Source organism: Pseudomonas sp. HLS-6, assembly GCF_002753995.1.
Classification (GTDB): domain Bacteria; phylum Pseudomonadota; class Gammaproteobacteria; order Pseudomonadales; family Pseudomonadaceae; genus Aquipseudomonas; species Aquipseudomonas defluvii.
The window spans coordinates 2,949,348-2,966,558 of sequence record NZ_CP024478.1; the positions used below are offsets into that span (position 1 = coordinate 2,949,348).

At 58.9% G+C, this 17,211-nt stretch carries 20 protein-coding genes; 6 read left to right on the forward strand and 14 right to left on the reverse strand.

Going from position 1 to position 17,211, the window contains the following annotated elements; genetic code table 11:
- Window position 1 precedes the first annotated feature (1 nt).
- A complete protein-coding gene (locus CS390_RS13725) occupies window positions 2-277 on the reverse strand; it encodes a metal/formaldehyde-sensitive transcriptional repressor (protein ID WP_065757639.1) in 276 nt (91 codons plus the stop codon).
- A 68-nt stretch (window positions 278-345) separates the two neighbouring features.
- Here CS390_RS13725 and dmeF point away from each other — a divergent pair, with 68 nt between their 5' ends.
- A complete protein-coding gene (gene dmeF, locus CS390_RS13730; RefSeq protein ID WP_099775058.1) occupies window positions 346-1,299 on the forward strand; it encodes a CDF family Co(II)/Ni(II) efflux transporter DmeF in 954 nt (317 codons plus the stop codon).
- A gap of 66 nt (window positions 1,300-1,365) precedes the next feature.
- Here the strand turns inward: dmeF and CS390_RS13735 are convergent, their stop codons facing one another.
- From CS390_RS13735 to CS390_RS13755, 5 genes are all read right to left on the reverse strand, one after another.
- Window positions 1,366-1,674: a putative quinol monooxygenase gene (locus CS390_RS13735; RefSeq protein WP_099775059.1), complete on the reverse strand. Its 309-nt coding sequence runs from the start codon at window positions 1,672-1,674 to the stop codon at window positions 1,366-1,368.
- Window positions 1,675-1,719: 45 nt separating this feature from the next.
- Window positions 1,720-2,820: an NADH:flavin oxidoreductase/NADH oxidase gene (locus CS390_RS13740; protein WP_099775060.1), complete on the reverse strand. Its 1,101-nt coding sequence runs from the start codon at window positions 2,818-2,820 to the stop codon at window positions 1,720-1,722.
- Between the two features lie 80 nt (window positions 2,821-2,900).
- Window positions 2,901-3,575: a type 1 glutamine amidotransferase domain-containing protein gene (locus tag CS390_RS13745; RefSeq protein WP_065757643.1), complete on the reverse strand. Its 675-nt coding sequence runs from the start codon at window positions 3,573-3,575 to the stop codon at window positions 2,901-2,903.
- Between the two features lie 132 nt (window positions 3,576-3,707).
- Complete coding sequence (locus CS390_RS13750) at window positions 3,708-4,460, reverse strand: anti-sigma factor (protein WP_065757644.1); 753 nt, start codon at window positions 4,458-4,460, stop codon at window positions 3,708-3,710.
- Complete coding sequence (locus CS390_RS13755; RefSeq protein WP_065757645.1) at window positions 4,457-4,966, reverse strand: sigma-70 family RNA polymerase sigma factor; 510 nt, start codon at window positions 4,964-4,966, stop codon at window positions 4,457-4,459. Before CS390_RS13755 ends, CS390_RS13750 begins: the two co-directional genes overlap by 4 nt.
- A gap of 130 nt (window positions 4,967-5,096) precedes the next feature.
- Between CS390_RS13755 and CS390_RS13760 the strand changes: the two genes are divergently transcribed.
- The 3 genes from CS390_RS13760 (at window position 5,097) to CS390_RS13770 (ending at window position 7,277) form a co-directional block, all read left to right on the forward strand.
- Entirely contained in the window at window positions 5,097-6,143 is a 1,047-nt protein-coding gene (locus CS390_RS13760; protein ID WP_099775061.1) for a catalase family peroxidase, read from the forward strand.
- The gene (locus tag CS390_RS13765) at window positions 6,140-6,661 is read left to right on the forward strand and encodes a cytochrome b (RefSeq protein WP_099775062.1); all 522 of its coding nucleotides are present in this window, start codon (window positions 6,140-6,142) and stop codon (window positions 6,659-6,661) included. The genes CS390_RS13760 and CS390_RS13765 overlap by 4 nt, the downstream gene beginning before the upstream one ends.
- Window positions 6,662-6,728: 67 nt before the next feature.
- Window positions 6,729-7,277: a cupin domain-containing protein gene (locus tag CS390_RS13770; RefSeq protein ID WP_065757648.1), complete on the forward strand. Its 549-nt coding sequence runs from the start codon at window positions 6,729-6,731 to the stop codon at window positions 7,275-7,277.
- 132 nt (window positions 7,278-7,409) lie between these two features.
- Here CS390_RS13770 and CS390_RS13775 read toward each other — a convergent pair whose 3' ends face one another.
- Complete coding sequence (locus CS390_RS13775) at window positions 7,410-8,900, reverse strand: DASS family sodium-coupled anion symporter (RefSeq protein WP_099775063.1); 1,491 nt, start codon at window positions 8,898-8,900, stop codon at window positions 7,410-7,412.
- Window positions 8,901-9,270: 370 nt separating this feature from the next.
- On the opposite strand from CS390_RS13775, the gene CS390_RS13780 reads away from it, so the two are divergent.
- Together CS390_RS13780 and CS390_RS13785 are read left to right on the forward strand one after the other, a co-directional pair.
- Entirely contained in the window at window positions 9,271-9,600 is a 330-nt protein-coding gene (locus CS390_RS13780) for a hypothetical protein (protein WP_065757698.1), read from the forward strand.
- A 107-nt stretch (window positions 9,601-9,707) separates the two neighbouring features.
- Complete coding sequence (locus tag CS390_RS13785; protein ID WP_099775064.1) at window positions 9,708-10,130, forward strand: group II truncated hemoglobin; 423 nt, start codon at window positions 9,708-9,710, stop codon at window positions 10,128-10,130.
- Here CS390_RS13785 and CS390_RS13790 read toward each other — a convergent pair.
- The 7 genes from CS390_RS13790 to CS390_RS13820 form a co-directional block, all read right to left on the reverse strand.
- Window positions 10,127-10,429 carry a hypothetical protein gene (locus tag CS390_RS13790; RefSeq protein ID WP_099775065.1) on the reverse strand — a complete coding sequence of 101 codons (303 nt, stop codon included), beginning with the start codon at window positions 10,427-10,429 and terminating at the stop codon, window positions 10,127-10,129. The two genes, CS390_RS13785 and CS390_RS13790, sit on opposite strands and share 4 nt — an antisense overlap.
- Window positions 10,430-10,611: 182 nt before the next feature.
- A complete protein-coding gene (locus CS390_RS13795) occupies window positions 10,612-10,806 on the reverse strand; it encodes a hypothetical protein (protein ID WP_099775066.1) in 195 nt (64 codons plus the stop codon).
- 157 nt (window positions 10,807-10,963) lie between these two features.
- On the reverse strand, window positions 10,964-11,980 hold the full coding sequence (gene sohB, locus CS390_RS13800; RefSeq protein WP_099775067.1) for a protease SohB: 1,017 nt from the start codon (window positions 11,978-11,980) through the stop codon (window positions 10,964-10,966).
- A gap of 390 nt (window positions 11,981-12,370) precedes the next feature.
- Window positions 12,371-13,114: a hypothetical protein gene (locus tag CS390_RS13805; protein WP_256587488.1), complete on the reverse strand. Its 744-nt coding sequence runs from the start codon at window positions 13,112-13,114 to the stop codon at window positions 12,371-12,373.
- Between the two features lie 259 nt (window positions 13,115-13,373).
- Complete coding sequence (locus tag CS390_RS13810) at window positions 13,374-14,054, reverse strand: hypothetical protein (protein ID WP_157767143.1); 681 nt, start codon at window positions 14,052-14,054, stop codon at window positions 13,374-13,376.
- 442 nt (window positions 14,055-14,496) lie between these two features.
- Window positions 14,497-15,024, reverse strand: a complete 528-nt coding sequence (locus CS390_RS13815; protein WP_099775069.1) for a hypothetical protein — start codon at window positions 15,022-15,024, stop codon at window positions 14,497-14,499.
- Window positions 15,025-15,490: 466 nt separating this feature from the next.
- The gene (locus CS390_RS13820; protein WP_157767144.1) at window positions 15,491-16,831 is read right to left on the reverse strand and encodes a tyrosine-type recombinase/integrase; all 1,341 of its coding nucleotides are present in this window, start codon (window positions 16,829-16,831) and stop codon (window positions 15,491-15,493) included.
- Between the last annotated feature and the right edge of the window lie 380 nt (window positions 16,832-17,211).

Sequence of the window (17,211 nt, forward strand, 5' to 3'; positions counted from 1 at the left end):
ACTACTTCAGATAAGACCTGAGCAGAGCGGCAATCTGGTCGACTTCGGCTTGCCGCTGCTGCGCAGTCAAATCCTCTGCTCCTAGGTGCTCACGAATGTGACCCTCCATCACCTCGGTCATCAAGCCATTGACGGCACCGCGAATGGCCGCGATCTGCTGCAGGATCGCGATGCAGTCAGTGTCCTGCTCCAGTGCCGTTTCCAGTGCCGTTGCCTGCCCTTTGATCCGGCGAACCCGGGTCAGCAGTTGCTTCTTGCCTTTGGTTGTGTGTGCCATTGCATTCTCGCCAATTAGTATACTGGGGTATAGTATGCGAACCCCCTGATATCCCGAGCATGATACCCATGAATTCACTGGCCTCCGAGTACCGGCATTCCCATGTCTTCGACGAAGGGAATCCGCTGGCGGAAAAAAAGACCCGCTGGGCCCTGGGTTTGACCCTGGTGATGATGGTCGCAGAGATCTGCGGCGGCTGGTTGTCCAACTCGATGGCGCTGCTTGCCGACGGCTGGCACATGAGTTCACACGCTCTGGCGCTGGGCTTGTCGGTTTTTGCCTATCGCGCGGCCCGGCAGTTGGCCAACGACGGGCGCTTCGCCTTTGGTACCTGGAAAATCGAGATACTGGGTGGCTACTCGAGCGCCATCGTGCTGCTGGGTATCGCGGGCTTGATGCTGTTCCAGTCCGTCGAGCGACTGTTCAGCCCCAGCCCGATCCATTATGACGAAGCCATCGCGATTGCCATTGTCGGGTTGGCGGTGAACCTGGCCTGCGCCTGGCTGCTCAAGGACGATCACTCGCATCATCACGATCACCACCACGGGCACGCTCATGAAGGGCATGGACATGGGCATGACCACCACCATCACGACCTGAACCTGCGCTCAGCCTACCTGCACGTCATTGCCGATGCGGCGACTTCGGTGCTGGCAATCATCGCCCTGATCGGCGGCAAACTCTGGGGCGCGGTATGGCTGGACCCATTGATCGGAATTGTCGGCGCGGCAATGGTTGCGATCTGGGCCGTAGGCTTGCTGCGCGAAACCGGGCGCGTGCTGCTGGATGCCGAAATGGACGCGCCAGTCGTCGAAGAAATCCGCGAGGTGATCGAGCAGTTCCCCATCCAGGCGGAAATCGCCGACCTGCATGTCTGGCGTGTTGGTAAAGGAAAGTACGCCTGTATCCTCTCCCTCGTCAGCCACGGCTCATTCAACGCCGATGCCGTGCGCCGGCGGTTGAGTATTCACGAAGAACTGGTACACATTACGGTAGAGGTGAATCAGCCCCGCGCGGCGTGATCCACCTCTACGACAACGACAGCCCTGCGTATCACCCGCTAGCGGTGTCGGGCATCAGGACGGGCTTCAGGCACAGGGCTTCTGCGCCTGATCCAGGGCGCGTAGCACCTGGACTTCCGGGGGTGTCGCCAGCCAGCCGCTGATGCGACTGCGGTAGGCCTGAAAATGCGCGCTGTCACGGTGAGCCTCCAGTGCTGCCTGGTCGGCATAGGTCTCGAACAACGAGAACCCGGCGCCACCGTCAAGGTCCGCAAACAGGTCATAGCACAGGTTGCCCGGCTCTTGGCGGGTAGCGGCGACCATCGTGCGCAGCTCCGCCTCAACCTGTGCCTGGTGCTCCGGCAACGCGACTACACGGGCAATGACGTGAATCATCAATACAGTCCTCTCTGCAATATTCAGTGCTGAAGGTCGGCCAGTCTACTGGCTGACCTGATAGCGTTCCAGCCAGTGGGCGTAGGGCGTGGGCAGCACCCAGGAAGGGCGTTCTACCTGCAGTTGCAGTGCCGCCTGGTAGGGCCAATTGGGGTTGGCCAGGTGAGCGCGGCCCACCATCACCAGATCCATCTGCCCCTCGGCCAGGGTAGCTTGCGCGATTGCCGGGCTGTCGATGCCCCACGCAGCAGCCACCGGCAGTTCCGTTTCACGACGCACGCGCTCGGCAATCGGCGCAAGGAACGCTGGCCCCCATGGAATAGAGACGTCCGGCACAGTGAAACCCACGCTGACACTGAGCAGGTCCAGCCCACCCCGGCGAAATGCCTTGGCCAGCTCGATGGACTCTTCCAGCGTCGCCTCGTCGCGACCGTCATATTCAATGACACCGAAACGCGCGGTCAGCGGCAGGTGCTCCGGCCAGACCTCTCGCACCTGCGCCAGGGTTTCAAGCAGGAAGCGGCTACGGTTTTCAAAGCTGCCACCGTAGGCATCATCGCGCTGGTTGCTATGGCTGGAAAAGAAGCTCTGGCCCAGGTAACCATGAGCAAAATGCAGCTCCAGCCACTCAAAACCGGCCGCCAGGGCACGGCGTGCCGCCGCCACGAAGTCCGCGCGAACACGGGCAATGTCTTCGAGGGTCATGGCCTTTGGGGTTTTCGGCAGATGAGTACCGAAAGGAATCGCCGAGGGTGCGAGGGTGTCCCAACCACGGGCATCCTCTTCGCCAATGTGATCGTCGCCTTCCCACGGACGGTTGGCACTGGCCTTGCGACCGGCATGAGCGATCTGAATACCCGGTACGGCACCGGCGCGCTTGATCGCAGAGGCGACCTCAGCCAACGCGTCGGCCTGGGCATCGTTCCAGATGCCGGCACAACCCGGGGTAATGCGCCCTTCCGGTGAAACAGCGGTGGCCTCGACAATGACCAGGCCGGCACCACCACGCGCAAGGCTGGTGTAGTGCGCCAGGTGCCAGTCATTGATCAAGCCGTCAGTGGCGGTGTATTGGCACATCGGCGGGACGGCAATGCGGTTGCGCAAGGTCACGCCCTTGAGCTGGAACGGGGTAAAGAGTGCGGACATGTAATCAACTCGTCTGATGCTGAAACGAAGAGAAGGCAGGCTGAACAGCGCCTGCCTCGGGGGCAGCCGGGTGGCCAGCCTTAGAGCAGCTTGAGCAAGGCGTGGGCGGTGGCATCGGAGGACGCTGGGTTCTGCCCGGTTACCAGCAGGCCGTCGACGACCACATGGCTGTGCCAGTCCTCGGCACGGCTGTACACCCCACCATGGCCTTTGAGCATGTCTTCAACCAGAAAAGGCACCACATCCGTCAAGTTGACAGCCGCTTCTTCGGTGTTACTGAAACCCGTCACCTGCTTGCCCTTGACCAAAGGCGCACCGTTGGCATCCACAGTGTGGCGCAGCACCGCCGGTGCGTGGCAGACCGCACCAACGGGCTTGCCCAGTGCCTGGAAACGTTCAATCAAGGCGATCGAGCGCGGGTCTTCAGCAAGGTCCCAGAGCGGACCATGACCACCGGGGTAAAACAGTGCATCGAAATCATCGGCGTTGACCTGAGCCAAGGTCAGGGTGCTGGCCAGGGCCTTGCGTGCAGCCTCATCGGCCTGGAAGCGTTCAGTGGCGGCAGTCTGCGCGCCGGGATCGTCGCTCTTGGGGTCGATCGGCGGCTGGCCGCCCTTGGGCGAGGCCAGGGTGACCTGCGCCCCTGCATCGAGAAATGCGTAGTAAGGGGCTGCGAACTCTTCCAGCCAGAAGCCGGTCTTGTGGCCTGTATTACCCAGGGTGTCGTGGGACGTGAGCACCATCAAAATGTTCATCGGGTTCTCCTGCTATGGCCGCGGGGCCAGTGATGAGTCAGTGCCGAGGATCTTAGAGCGGGACTCAGGATTCGATAAATCGAACGCAGTGATTAACGGTATTCGATTAATGAATAGCAGGTAGCACCCGTGCTACAGGGCGGTGCCCAGTACCTGGCGCAACTGCGCGCCACGCGCATCGGCAACGTCACTGATCAATGCATAGTTATAGTCACCGCGAGACCAGTAGCGCGCTTGCAGTTCGCCCTCGGTGCGCTCACCACTGGGCATCCGCACATAACGCTCACTGGGAGAGCGCAGGAAAAGGCTGACACGCTCACCGTTTCGGTCCTGGAACAGCAGCAGCGCGGCCGGGCCCTGCTCATTGCTCAGCAACCGTGCCCCTACCGGAGTAAACCCATAGGCCGAGAGGTCCGGCAGATTGCCGGCATGCCTGAAGTGCTGGCCCAACCAGGCCTGCAGTTGCTCTGGGGTGTTTACCGACAAGTCCAGTGAGGATGCATAGGCGAACAGCCGGTGCGCCTGCACGGCGTCGGCCATCGGCGGGTTGCCAGCCATCAGATTGACCTCCCGCGCCTGCCAGCCACCCAGCCCCCCTACGCCCAACGCGACCAGCAGCATCGCAGCACTGGCCCAGCGGCGCTGGCGACGCTGACGCAGGTCGCGGCGAACCCAGGCCGGGTCGAGGCGCGGGTTAGGCGCCTGTTCGATTTGCCCTGCCAGGGCAGCACGCAAACGCCGGGCATCGGCACGCCAGGCATCAAGCTCGGCGGCCCGCTGCGGATGTGCCGCCAGGTACCTGTCTACCTCACGTCGACGTTCGGGCAGCAACCGATCATCGACGTAAGCCTGTAATTCCTCTTCGGATGGGATCAACCGACTCATTTCAACCTCCGCAACCCAGGGGGCAACGGCGTGCCCTCGGTCAGTTCTCGCAGTGCTGCACGGGCCCGCGACAAGCGCGACATCACCGTGCCAATCGGTACATCCAGGGCCTGCGCGGCCTCCTTGTAGCTCATGCCTTCAACACTCACCATCATCAACAAGGCGCGCTGCTCAGCCGAAAGCCTGGCAAAGGCAGCCAGACCGGACTGAGCCTCGACAATATCCTCGGTATTGTTCCCGACCTCTTCGGCCCGCCCGAACCAGCTCAGCCAGCGCATATGGCGGCGCTCTCGACGCTTGCTGTCGAGAAACTGCCGGTAAAGGATCGAGAACAGCCAGGCACGCAAGCTCGCAGGATCACGCTGCTGCGCGCCCCGGCTCAATGCTCGCTCCACCGTTGCCTGCACCAGGTCGTCGGCGCTCGTGCCCTCGCGGGTCAACCACAAGGCGAAACGGCGCAGCCGCTGAAGCATCTCGCGTAGTTGGTCGTCATCCAGTTCGTTCATCGAGTGATCCGTGATCGTCGTGCAGTCAGTGTACGAGGTAGACGGCCGACCGCGAATTTTATTCCAGGCCAATGGAATAAAACTTCAGCGGGTGCGTCCTACCCGCTCATTTACTGACCTGGATAGCACCATGAGCACTCCGCTAAACGGTCGCGCCCGTACGCTGCGCCTGACTGCCATCGGCCTTGGCGTCGCTGCAATGGGCGCAGGCTTTGCCTTTACCGCCGGCTGGATCGGCCCGGACCGGTTGACACCGAAACGTATCGTCGACACCTTCGAAGCTCAGGCCGGACACTACCCTGGCTACCGGAAAAACCACGCCAAAGGCCTGTGCGTCAGCGGCTACTTTGAAAGCAGCGGCCAGGCCGCCGAACTCTCAAGCGCTCGGGTGTTTGCCCAGCCAAGGGTACCGGTTATTGGCCGCTTCGCCATCGGCGGCGCCAACCCGCATAGCGCCGATGCCAGCGTCGCCACTCGCAGCCTGGCCGTGGAATTCACCAGCGATGATGGGCAACGCTGGCGCAGTGGCATGAATACCCCGCCGGTACTGGCAGTGAACACCATCGAGGGTTTCTACGAACAGGTGCTGGCAATGACCCCGGTACCCGCCACCGGTAAACCCGACCCGGCAAGGTTGCAGGCCTTCTTTGCCGCACACCCGGAAAGCGCGGCCTTTCGCCAGTGGGTCAAGGACTATAAGCCCTCCGACAGCTTTGCCAGTTCGGCTTACCACAGCATCAACGCCTTTCGCCTGATCGACACCAAGGGCACCCCGCATTACGTGCGCTGGAAACTACAGCCACTGACCCCGTTCAGTGCATTACCCGCCCAGGTGGAAGACCCGAATTACCTGCAGAATGACCTGCGCAAACGCCTGACCGAAGGCCCCTTGCGCTGGAACCTGCTGTTGACCCTGGCCGAGCCGGGCGATGCAGTCGACGATCCCGCTCAACCCTGGCCTGAGCAACGGCGGCAAGTCAACGCGGGCACCGTGGTCATTGAGCAGGTCGATGCGGCCGAGCAAGGCGCCTGCCGTGACCTGAACTTCGACCCACTGATTCTGCCAACCGGCATTGAACCGTCTGCTGATCCGATTCTCGCCGCCCGCTCGGCCGCCTACTCGGAATCCTTCAACCGCCGCAGCCGCGAAGCGGCCCATTCAGGAGTACAACCATGAACCCCTCCTTCCATCCCCTGCTGCGCGGGCTGCACTGGCTGATGGCTCTGCTGATCCTGAGCATGCTGTTCATCGGTGTAGGCATGATCAGTGACCTGTCACCCCGGCACACCCTGTTGGTCAGCGTACACAAGCTGGTGGGGCTGGCCCTTCTGGTCTTGGTATTGATCCGTATCGGCGTACGCGTGTGCGTTGGCAGCCCCGCGTTGCCGAGCGACCTGCCACCGGCGCAACGCTGGGCAGCCAAGGCATCGCACCTGGTGCTCTACGGGATGATGCTGGCCATGCCGCTGCTCGGCTGGGGCATGCTTTCGGCGGGAGGTTATCCATTACCCCTGCAGTTACCCGCACTGCTGCCTCAGGATATCCGCGTCTACGCCGTCCTTCGCCAGGCGCATGGCTGGCTCGCCTACCTGCTCTTCGCGACCGTGTTGTTGCACTTGGCGGCGGCGTTGGTTCACGGCTTGATCCGCCGCGACGGCGTGTTACGCAGCATGTGGTCGGGACGTGTCAATTGAGCGTGCGCTACTGAGGGCCCGAGTGTGCTTTAATGCGTCGCCATTTATTTTTGACACTAAGGCAGCTATGGATACGGGGACACGACTCAGACTGGTGCGTGAACGCAACAAGCTCTCGCAACGGGAACTGGCCAGACGCAGCGGATTGACCAACTCGACGATCTCGCAGATCGAGCAAAACCGCGTCAGCCCGTCGGTCAGTTCCCTGAAGAAACTGCTCGAAGGCATCCCGATGTCTCTGGCAGAGTTTTTCAGCTTCGATGAACCGCCGCGCCAGGAACGCTTCGTGTTCCGCTCCAACGAACAACCCGACCTGGGCAATAGCGGCCTGCGCCTGTTGCTGGTCGGCGCCAGCGTGGAAGGTCGGCAAATGCGTATGCTGCGCGAACTGTATGCACCCGGCGCAGACTCCGGTGAAGAGCCGATCGTGCATACCGAGGGCGAGGAATGCGGCCTGGTTACCCGTGGCACCATCGAATTGCGCGTCGATGGCCAGGTCAGCGTGCTCAATTCCGGTGACGGTTACTACTTCCCCACCACCCTGCCCCACAGCTTCAAGAACATCGGCCCGGATGAAGCCGAAATAATCAGCGCCAACACCCCGGCGAACTTCTGACGGGCAAGCGCCTGCGAGCGTGAGCCTGCCTGCAAAGGTGTTGACTGGGTGTCAGTGAGTTCGCGGTGTGTGCATCACTGGCACGCCAGTTCCCACACGGTGGCGACGCCACCGCGAAGTCTCACCCTGTTTTCACATCCAGCCCAGCCAGTGCCACCAGGTAGCCGCGAATACCAGCATCAGCAGGTAGCCGATCAGGGTAATCACCACACCGACCCGCGCAAACTGCCTGGCATTGAAGGTTTCGGTACCCAGGCAGACCATGTTCTGCGGCGCGTTGATCGGCAAGATGAAGCCATAACTGACGACAAACCCCAACGCCATGGTCATCCCCAGGCGACTGAAGTCGCCCGGCAGCGTCTGCAGCACGGCAATCAGAATGGGCAGCAGCGCCGAGGTCAGTGCGGTGGCACTGGCGAAGCCGAGGTGGATAAGGATCAGGAACGCCGCAAGAATCGAGAACACCCCCAATGTACCGAGTTGGTCCAGGCCGGTATGGGCCACGACCTGCTGCCCCAGCCACTGCCCGGCCTGCGTCGTGAGCAAGGTAGTGCCCAGGCTGATCCCGACACCGAAGACAATCACCGTGCCCCACGGAATGCGCGACTGCACATCTTTCCAGGTCATCACGCCAAAGCGCGGCAGCAACAGCAAGACCAGCCCGGCGTAGGTGGTCGAGGTCGTGTCAAAGCGATGCAACTTGCCTTCCGTGGCCCAGGCCAGCAGCAACAGGACCGAAACGCCTAGCAAGCGTTTCTGCGCAGACGTCATCGGCCCCAATGCGGCCAACTGATCCGCCACCGCCGCCTTGCCACCGGGAATGCTGTCGCTCTCTGGCGGAAGCATTTTCAGTACCACGACGATCAGCACCAACGACATGAGCACCGCCCAGGGCGCACCGGCGATCAGCCAGTCAATCCAAGACACTCGCCCGCCGAGCATTTTGTCCATGAAGCCCACTGTCAGCAGGTTCTGTGCCGCTGCGGTCTGGATACCGATGTTCCAGATACTGGTGCCCTGCGCAACGATAATCATGATCCCGGCGGCGATGTTTGAGCGCTTGTCGACGCCAAAGGCCGCAATCACCCCCATCATGATCGGCACGACACAGGCACTGCGCGCCGTCGCGCTGGGCACTACCAGGCTAAGCAATACCGTGACTGCGACGGCGCCCAGCAGGATGCGCCGGGTGCTGACACCGACACTGGACAAGGTCACCAGTGCGATACGCCGGTCCAGCCCGGTATGGGTCATGGCCGCTGCAATGAACAAGGCGCCAACCACCAGCGCCAGCGCTGCGTTGGAGAAACCGGTCAAGGCCATGGTGATCCCGGCGGACGAACCGTACGTCACCGAGGGATCGGCCAGGGTCGGTGCCGTGCCAAGCAAGAACGCCATAAGCGAAGTGATCATGATGGCGCTGGCTTCGTACGACACCGCTTCAGTGATCCAGATGACCACGGCAAATGCGAGGATCGCCAAGACCCGCTGCCCCGCCACAGGCAAGTCAGCCGGCAATGGCAGCAACAGCACCGCAATCAAGGCCGCAATACCGACCATAAGGCCCAACGGCAGCGAAGCCTTGGCGGTTTCTGAGGAAGGCGTGGAGGCCGGTGAATGCATGAGGATCTCCCTGAAAGGCATGTGCCGGCCATGATCCGCCATCCCGATGACACCTGCGCTGATGCGGATCAATAAGCCCAGGCCCGGTATTGTCGGACAATATGTAGTGAAGATAAAAAAACACTACAAACCCTATTGACGCCGTTCATCGCCGCTTGCATGATGCAGACGTCTCCCCGATCGGGAGCGCTGGCAAGGGTGTTCCAGACGGCTCAACGGATCCAAGAGCTGTCGCTGGATGGGTACTGCCCAAAAGGCAGAAAGTAGAAGCCCCCTGTTGTGACGCTGCTGTAGCAGCTTTCTGTCAACGCTACATGATTGGCGCCAAGCAATAACTCAACAATTAATGGTGGTTAAGGGGGCTTTAATGATGAACTTGAACAATCAACCTACTATCGACGAATTGGCCCGGCTGTTCGCAGCACGCAAGGACAGTCTCGACAGCCACATTCTCTGGGTCTGCGACTCGGGCGAAGTTCGCATCGACAAGGTCTCGCCGCTGGCTGGTGAAGAAGAGTTCGAGCAACGCAACCCGAACATGCGTGCCCGCTTCAAGATGTACCGCCGTGGCCATGGCTACGTCGGCAAGAAGGCCGCTGCCGATACCCACTTCATCGGTAACGTACTGCAGACCCTGCAACATGAATGGGCCGCCGTACAAAACCAGCCTGGCGTACGCTTGATCGACCGCTACAGCTGATCACGCCATTGCAACGAGAAAGCCCGGCCTGAAAAGGTCGGGCTTTTTTCGTTCAAGGCGGCGCCAGCTCTGGCTACAATGACCCTTTGAGCTCATGAGTCCTGCGGATGAACAAACCTGCATTCGGTACTGGCGATGCATCCTACCAAGCCGCTGGCGGCATTGATGGCCTGCGCCGACTGGTCGACGATTTCTATCGGTTGATGGACGAACGCCCGGAAGCTGCACTCATCAGACGCATGCACCCGCAGGATTTGAGCATGGCCCGGGACAAACTGGCCTGTTTTCTCAGCGGCTGGCTGGGTGGCCCACGGCTGTTCAGTGAGCGTTATGGGCCCATCTCGATCCCGGCATTCCATGCCCAGTGGCCGATCGATGAAACCCATAGCGCCCAGTGGCTTGAGTGCATGGCACAGGCCATTGCCTTGCAACCCTACGACGCGGGCTTTGCCGAATACCTGCTAACGCAGTTACGCGTGCCAGCCCAACGCATTGTCCAGGCCAGCCACAATCGCCACGGCACGCCCTAGGCCTGGCGCCGTAACGTTTGGGTTTCAATCGCTATCGCGCCCGTGGCCAAGGCCCGGGCCCGATCAACCCCCCACACCAACGCCCGGGTCATGCTTTCGCAAGGCCGGTTCGCGTAGTACTCCTCGACCAACGCCTTGCCGTTGCGGGCATAGATACCCACGAACAACTGTGTAGCGCCAGTACGTGAAAGGCGGGCTTTCACATCAATACTGATGCCGTCGCTGAGTTTTTCATCATGGCTACGGCAGCTCAATTGCCGGTCTGCCCAGCGCCAATAAGTCGCTTCCCTGATACGCATTGAGGTCCTCCTCGATTGAATCGCACCTAGTAAGACACACAAGTGTTACAGCCGCGAGACCAACTGCTCAGGCGTTTGAGCGAGATCAATCAATCAGAAAAAATACCTTGCTCAACAGGCTGTTACCGACAAAAGGCATTAAAAAGCCCCTCATGCAGACGGGGCTATTCTTGACGTGTTCGTTAACGCTTCGGTACCACAACCCTGGGCACGAACTTGGCCAGGCGACGCCGCTGCTGGCTGGCAGGCGGGTTCAGGCCTGACGCATCGTCGGCAGTCATGTTGGCAAAACCGAGCCTGACTGCCGCCTGGCCACAGCGGACCCGGCTATTGATTGGAAACTCGTCCCCATCGTCTTCAATGTAAGGATCACTCATCCTTGCGCCCCCTCCTGCGATAGACCGCTACCGGTAACCCATCGATTACCTGAAAATACCGGCCATCAACAGAAACTGAGACTAGCTGGTCATTTGCAGACTTAAAGTCCGAAATGCAAAAAGCCCGACCAGTTGCCTCACCGAGGACACCGTTGACTCAGCGCCAGCGGCTCAAACGGCTCCACAGGCCCACCAGCGTATTCTCGATCGAACTGCTGGCGGCCAAGCCAACCCGCTCCTGCAGGCTTTTGCGCTCGGCAAAATGCAGGTGATAGAGGTTCGCCTCTCGGGCACGGTCGCTGAGGTACTCATCGCTGGTTTTCAGCTCATCAACCAGATGCTTGTTCAGCGCGGCAACACCCAACCAGACTTCGCCGGTGGCGACCTCATCGATGTGCAACTGAGGGCGATAGCGCGACACGAAATCCTTGAACAGCTGGTGAGTGACGTCCAGGTCTTCCTGAAACTTCTCCCGCCCCTTCTCGGTGTTCTCGCCAAAGACGGTCAGGGTGCGCTTGTACTCACCTGCGGTCAGCACTTCAAAGTCGATGTCATGCTTTTTCAGCAAGCGATTGACGTTGGGCAACTGCGCCACCACGCCGATGGAGCCCAGCACGGCAAACGGTGCACTGACGATTTTCTCGCCGATACAGGCCATCATGTAGCCGCCGCTGGCCGCGACCTTGTCGATGCACACGGTCAGTGGTACACCCGCCTGGCGAATGCGCGCCAACTGCGAAGCAGCCAGGCCGTAGCTGTGGACCATGCCGCCGCCGCTCTCCAGGCGCAGCACAACCTCGTCACGCGGCGTCGCGAGCGTCAGCAGCGCCGTAATTTCATGCCGCAGGCTGTCGGTGGCAGACGCCTTGATGTCACCGTCGAAGTCCAGCACGAAGACCCGGCTTTTATCGTCAGGTGTTTTTTTCTGCAACTTCTCGGCCTTGCCCTGCTGCTTGCGCAATGCCTTGAGCTGGGCCTTGTCGAGCAGGTTGGTCTCCAGCCGCTCACGTAGTTCCTTATAGAAGTCGTTGAGCTTGGTAACCTGCAATTGCCCACCGGCCTTGCGCCGACCCTTGCCACGCAGGCCGGCGAGGGCCGACAGAACAACCAGTATCGCGATCACCAGGGTCGCGGTCTTGGCGAGAAAGCTTGCGTACTCAGCAAGAAACTCCACAGGGGCACCTCAAAGGCTTGAAAGCCCCATTCTACGGGCATCGAGCAAGCGATGTCTAACAAGGTTCTAACACTGTTCTAACACTTTTGATGTCAACAACAACGCCACCTCAGGCAGCGCTGAGGCCACGATGAGGACCATCGAGAGGATCAATCAGGGGTCCTTATCGCCTGCCGCGAGGGGTCCCTATGGCGCCTGCGAGAGGCCACACGGGGGAACCTGCACGAGTAGAAGCAATGAGGTGGTCAAGGAAAAATATCCGGTGAAATGCGAAAGCCTTTACGGTGACCTATGCGTCCACAGTCAGAGGACCACACGGACTACCAGACAGGCCCAGATGATGGCCTGTAAGTAGCCCATGGGGTTCTCTCCTTTCAGATGGTGGTGGAATCAGTAGTCCGGCGAAGAGTTCTCAAGGACCTTCTTGAGGCGGGTCTTGGAAGCTCGATTGGCTTTACCCTTACGGGCCTTCTCCTCGGCCACCTTAAGGTTGATCTCCTCGGCCTTGCTGCGCAGCCAATCCAGACCACGGGGCTTTACGCGCCAGCCTTCCCGGTTACCGAAGTCCGATGAGACTTTCACGAAGGCAGTCTTCTCGAAGCCGGACTTGTGTGGTCGAGGTGAGCCCTCACGGCTCCCGAAGTTGTCCACGGGGTACACAAAGGCGCCCATTGAGACCAAAGCGTCCAGAGCGAGCCGGGGTTGCTGGATACCAGCCACACGACAAGCCTCAGTCCACGTAAGGCCAGCGCCTCGGGCTTTCATGTCGAGGGCCGAAGCCTTGGGCATGTTGGCGTCCAAGAGGACATCCTTGTGGCGAAGCTCACTGAGAGCGTGGTTACGCATAGCAACGAAGGCATCTACGACCATCACATAGAAGTCCAGTGAGCAGGCCATAGCGTAGGCGATGGTTGCCCGTTCGGTCGCGTAGGTGCCCCCACTGTCACCACGAACGGTATGCAAATTTGCACATCGCTCGAAGTAATCACGGTCACGACCACGCCATTGAGCAGGTGGCTTTGTCAGGTCAGGTAGAGCCTTGTTGATTTCAGTGAGGCTCCACAGGCCCTCAACGTTTGGCTTAAAGGTGTGCCCCTCGATAGCGATAGGTAGCAGGGTGTTGGTGTTGTGCATAATGTCAATTTCCTTTTGGTAGAGCCCTTCAGGCCGCACCCACAGCCGGTCATCCAGCCCCCGACAAAGGGAACCGGCGTGGCATGAACGGCGCTATCAGAAAGACTGGATTGATTGAGATGCCCAGCAACGGGCGAGGAGATGGAACAGGCAGATCACGAATGAGATCCCCGCAGGGTTGCCCGTTAAGTGGCCTATCCCAAATGGCTGGTGTTCGACAACAAACACATTCACCCCTGACGGGGCTCGTCGAGTGTCCCTACATACATACGACACTAATTCGACGAGGCAGGCCATCGGCGTCTGCATAGCTGGTCGAATCACTGCGTTTGCGGTACTGCCCCAGGAGGCAGTAGATCTCCCCGTCGAGTGGCACTCCCCCCGAAAGAGCTCGATACGTCTTCTCTACATACATGCGGCGTAAATAAATCGGGCAGTCCTCCGGAGTTGCGTGACTGCCCATCGCGTCGATGAGACGCTGAGGTCGAGACGCAAGGACATGCGGCATCGCCAGCTCGATAGCTTTGACGTAGCGCTGTGACTGTCGGAGTTCCAGGCCAGTGAATTCCTTGACCGTCGCAGCGGTGATCTCTTCGACGGATGCGAAGAGGTCCATCAGCACACTGACGGACAGCGGCTTGGCGGTTTCGGTCGAGCCCTCTTTGCGGTCGTGCCAGTTGAGCCTTGATATGCCTTCGATGATGTCCAGAGTGAACGCAGGGTATCGACCATACTCGGTGGCTGGCCCGACGTGACCCACGAAGGGATTTGCAATTCGCTTGGGTGGCCTGCCGCGCCGTTCGCTGGCGCTCTTCTGCTTGGGTTGCTGCTTGACTATGGTGAGGTTCTTCTGATTGTACGCGTCAATAAGTCGGTCGGCGTTCGCTCCGAGTTGCTGAGAAAGCTCGGCGAGCTGCCCCGGAGAAAGCATGTCGGTCATGTTGTGGCCCTCGTATGGCTGGTTGGCCATAGTGAGGGCTTTTACAATTAACTATTGACTTTTTATAAAAATGCCGAGCTCGAACTTTATGCCGTACATAGTGAGGGTTTTTCCAGACCCGCGAGATGCTCCAGAATCGCCACGTCCGCCATCCTGACCCAGCGTATTGGTCGTGTGTCGATCATCGCGCCACGGGGCTAAGCGATAGCCTCAAAAACTGCGGGCATGAGATTTTTTAGTCATTCCTGACCCTCAAGTCAGCTCAAATAGACATCTTGCCTTGTAGCTAATTTGGCGAAGTCGCTTTTGATGGCGAGGACACGGGCTGACTCGAAAACAGCGGTTTTGAGGGCTCGTTGCGGGAGTTGCCAGATCAACGCCGCGAACTCGACGCAGGGTTACTTGCGGATCACGAGACGGAGCACATAGATGATGCTTTTCGCTATCTGTAGTTTGAATATTTTTTGTATATCCCGAGGGGCCGCTCGATTTCCTTGTGATGCCAGTCCATAACGTTATTGCCGCCCGCCAGCATGCCTTCCTCAAACTCATCAAACCCCAAGATATGAGCCGCTTCTTTGTCTGATGCCAAGGTAAGTCTGGCGATATGGTATGTATGAATGGCTTCCACTGCATCTGCTTTTTCGTAAAATGCCGCGTAAATAATATAAAGGACATTGATGTCAAATTTTCTTCCGCAGAGTTGACTGAAAGCGTCGCAATAACCACTTATATACCCCGCGAGCCATAGGTCAACTATTGCCTGCTTATCTCTATTTCTTCCCCGGACTATGGGGGGTGGTACTCCATCGTTTTGCGATCTAAGAAGAAAGAACTGAGGGCTGAGTGTGGAGCATACGGCGCTAATGAATCTCTCTGTCTCCGGATCGATAATAGTATTCGGATCAAAATGCGGAGGCGTGTTGGGCTCTACTTTCTTTCGCTTCTTCAAAAAACCAAATAAGTTCATTAACTACGCAACCTTGGCTTGGCAAAATAAAGCACATGATAGCAGTTAAGCATCACAAGCAGAGTCACGCGTAAGCCTTGGTCGATGTACCAGGGGCCTTGGGCGCCCTCGTTGGGCAGATAGGAGGCAACGTGGACCGACGTCAGGTGCTGCGGCGTCAAATTGAAGAGGACCTTTGCGAGCGAAGGGAGGAGGTCCGCGATTTCGGCAGGCCCCAGGGCTTCACCTCAACCAAGTCAAAGGCTTTCTTCATGGCCTTATGGAGGATCGAGATTCGATAGGTCATCAAGCTCGATGCCTATGACATTGCGCTTTTCAAAGCAGGCCTACCGGCAAGCGGTAGCCCTTCAACTTTTTTGTAGGTGTCATAGGCGCGTACTACTCCCGAAGGGATCTGCGGGAAACTGATATTGGATTCCCGTATCAGTGAGACCCATACCGAATTTCGGTAGGTCACCCAGCATCACTACTTGGTCAGTAAGGCTGCTCCCAGAGCCTCAGCCATTAAGCCAATCTCAACGCCCCTACCCGCCCCATAGCGGTCATACGTGATCGACCCGGAGCTATGCCCGGTGATCGCATCAGCCACTTCAACGGAAACACCAGCAGCCTTCAAGGACCCTGAAAGATGGTGTCTAAGCGAATGGAATGACAGCCCGGTCTTGGTCTCGGTGCCCAGCACATCACGGATCAGCAAGTTCAGCATCTGCTCGAAGCCACTCTGCGACATCTTGAACAGCTTCCCATTGGCAGACTCAGCGAACGCCTGGAGCGCCTCAAGATCCAGCCCATAGGCCGCTACCAAAGGCACCTTACGAATGCTGAATTTGTTCTTGATGGTCTTCCCGTCATTGATGTTTATGTCCATGACCAAGTGACCATTGATCTCAGCGATGTCCTTCGAGGTGATCTGATAGATCTCCCCGATGCGAGCCCCAGTGATGACCCCAAGGCTCAACCCCCAGCGCTTCCAATCGGTTGCTGGCAGCTTGTTAGCGTGCTCCATGAGCTTGGCTACTTGGTCCGGTGAGAACTCTTTACGCTGGCTCTCAGCACCTTTACGGATCTGGAGCTTGTCCACGAATGCCTTGTTTATATGGGCATTGGCCTCAGCCCACTTAGCGATGGTGGCGAGATGGCTGAGGATCTTGTTCACCGTTGAGACCTGCCGACCCTCCTTCAGGCTCTCCCTCAAGGCCAGCATGTCAGCCCGTGTGTGGGTCGTCATATCCAAGTCACCGAGCAGCCCGCTGATGGTCCGCACAGATGCCGTCAGGTTCTTCAAGGTCGAGCCTTCAAGATCGTCCTTGCGTTCCTCCATGTAGAGGTCCGCGAGATGCTGAAAGGTGGTGAGCTGGCGAGTAGCTAACGTGGTGCAAGTACCTTGAGAGCCGTTAAGAGGGCCTTGAGGATTCGTATATACAGATAGGGACACAGGATCAGGCACGTCAGTGGCGTGCTTCATTCCCTCAATGATCTCCACGATGCCCTCAAGGTCGCCCTCTGTGCGCCTCTCAGCAGCAACCATTATCTTGGTCCCCAACATCACAGCCTTTGCCTGGTCGACCGTCAGAGGCATCGTGTGGGCAATCTCTTCGAGATCTCTACGGAAGTCCGAGTAGACCACTCCCATGCCACCATAGGCCGGAGAGGCACTGATAGGGTCGAAGCGATCCCACACTGAGCCAGCCGAAAGGATGCCCTCTGCGATCTCCTTGAGACGCTCGATGAGCTGGTTCCAAGTGGCATCAGGGTTATCGAGATGGAACGTTCTCAGCGTGGTCAGCAGGTGGTTAGCGGTGGTCACAGCGGTTTGCCTATGGGTCGTCTTGAGTGAGAGCGTGCAGGTAGCTTTGGAGCCCATTGGGCGTATTCGGAGTGTGTAGCGGCCTTGCCTGCGGTAGACCCATGGCGTGGCAAGTTCTAACACTGTTCTAACATTGGTTCGCTTGGCAGTGGTGGTCATATGTGGTCCAGCCCTTGTGCTGCGTGGCTTTGACCTCTGTGGCTCCCCTGTTAGCAAGAAACTCCACAGTAACTCCTTAACATGCCTGCGCCCATACGGCGCGAACCAGAGCTCAAGCATACCGACGCTACCCCGCCCCTGCCAGCGCCTGAAAACACCGGCATCACAGTTCAAACAACCTTTTCAAACGCTTGTATGTTTTTTCATTGACAGCCTGACAG

Coding starts and splice junctions, on each gene's coding strand:
- CS390_RS13725 (WP_065757639.1), bottom strand. CDS start 277: ATGGCACACACAACCAAAGGCAAGAAGCAACTGCTGACCCGGGTTCGC.
- dmeF (WP_099775058.1), top strand. CDS start 346: ATGAATTCACTGGCCTCCGAGTACCGGCATTCCCATGTCTTCGACGAA.
- CS390_RS13735 (WP_099775059.1), bottom strand. CDS start 1,674: ATGATTCACGTCATTGCCCGTGTAGTCGCGTTGCCGGAGCACCAGGCA.
- CS390_RS13740 (WP_099775060.1), bottom strand. CDS start 2,820: ATGTCCGCACTCTTTACCCCGTTCCAGCTCAAGGGCGTGACCTTGCGC.
- CS390_RS13745 (WP_065757643.1), bottom strand. CDS start 3,575: ATGAACATTTTGATGGTGCTCACGTCCCACGACACCCTGGGTAATACA.
- CS390_RS13750 (WP_065757644.1), bottom strand. CDS start 4,460: ATGAGTCGGTTGATCCCATCCGAAGAGGAATTACAGGCTTACGTCGAT.
- CS390_RS13755 (WP_065757645.1), bottom strand. CDS start 4,966: ATGAACGAACTGGATGACGACCAACTACGCGAGATGCTTCAGCGGCTG.
- CS390_RS13760 (WP_099775061.1), top strand. CDS start 5,097: ATGAGCACTCCGCTAAACGGTCGCGCCCGTACGCTGCGCCTGACTGCC.
- CS390_RS13765 (WP_099775062.1), top strand. CDS start 6,140: ATGAACCCCTCCTTCCATCCCCTGCTGCGCGGGCTGCACTGGCTGATG.
- CS390_RS13770 (WP_065757648.1), top strand. CDS start 6,729: ATGGATACGGGGACACGACTCAGACTGGTGCGTGAACGCAACAAGCTC.
- CS390_RS13775 (WP_099775063.1), bottom strand. CDS start 8,900: ATGCATTCACCGGCCTCCACGCCTTCCTCAGAAACCGCCAAGGCTTCG.
- CS390_RS13780 (WP_065757698.1), top strand. CDS start 9,271: ATGAACTTGAACAATCAACCTACTATCGACGAATTGGCCCGGCTGTTC.
- CS390_RS13785 (WP_099775064.1), top strand. CDS start 9,708: ATGAACAAACCTGCATTCGGTACTGGCGATGCATCCTACCAAGCCGCT.
- CS390_RS13790 (WP_099775065.1), bottom strand. CDS start 10,429: ATGCGTATCAGGGAAGCGACTTATTGGCGCTGGGCAGACCGGCAATTG.
- CS390_RS13795 (WP_099775066.1), bottom strand. CDS start 10,806: ATGAGTGATCCTTACATTGAAGACGATGGGGACGAGTTTCCAATCAAT.
- CS390_RS13805 (WP_256587488.1), bottom strand. CDS start 13,114: ATGCACAACACCAACACCCTGCTACCTATCGCTATCGAGGGGCACACC.
- CS390_RS13810 (WP_157767143.1), bottom strand. CDS start 14,054: ATGACCGACATGCTTTCTCCGGGGCAGCTCGCCGAGCTTTCTCAGCAA.
- CS390_RS13815 (WP_099775069.1), bottom strand. CDS start 15,024: ATGAACTTATTTGGTTTTTTGAAGAAGCGAAAGAAAGTAGAGCCCAAC.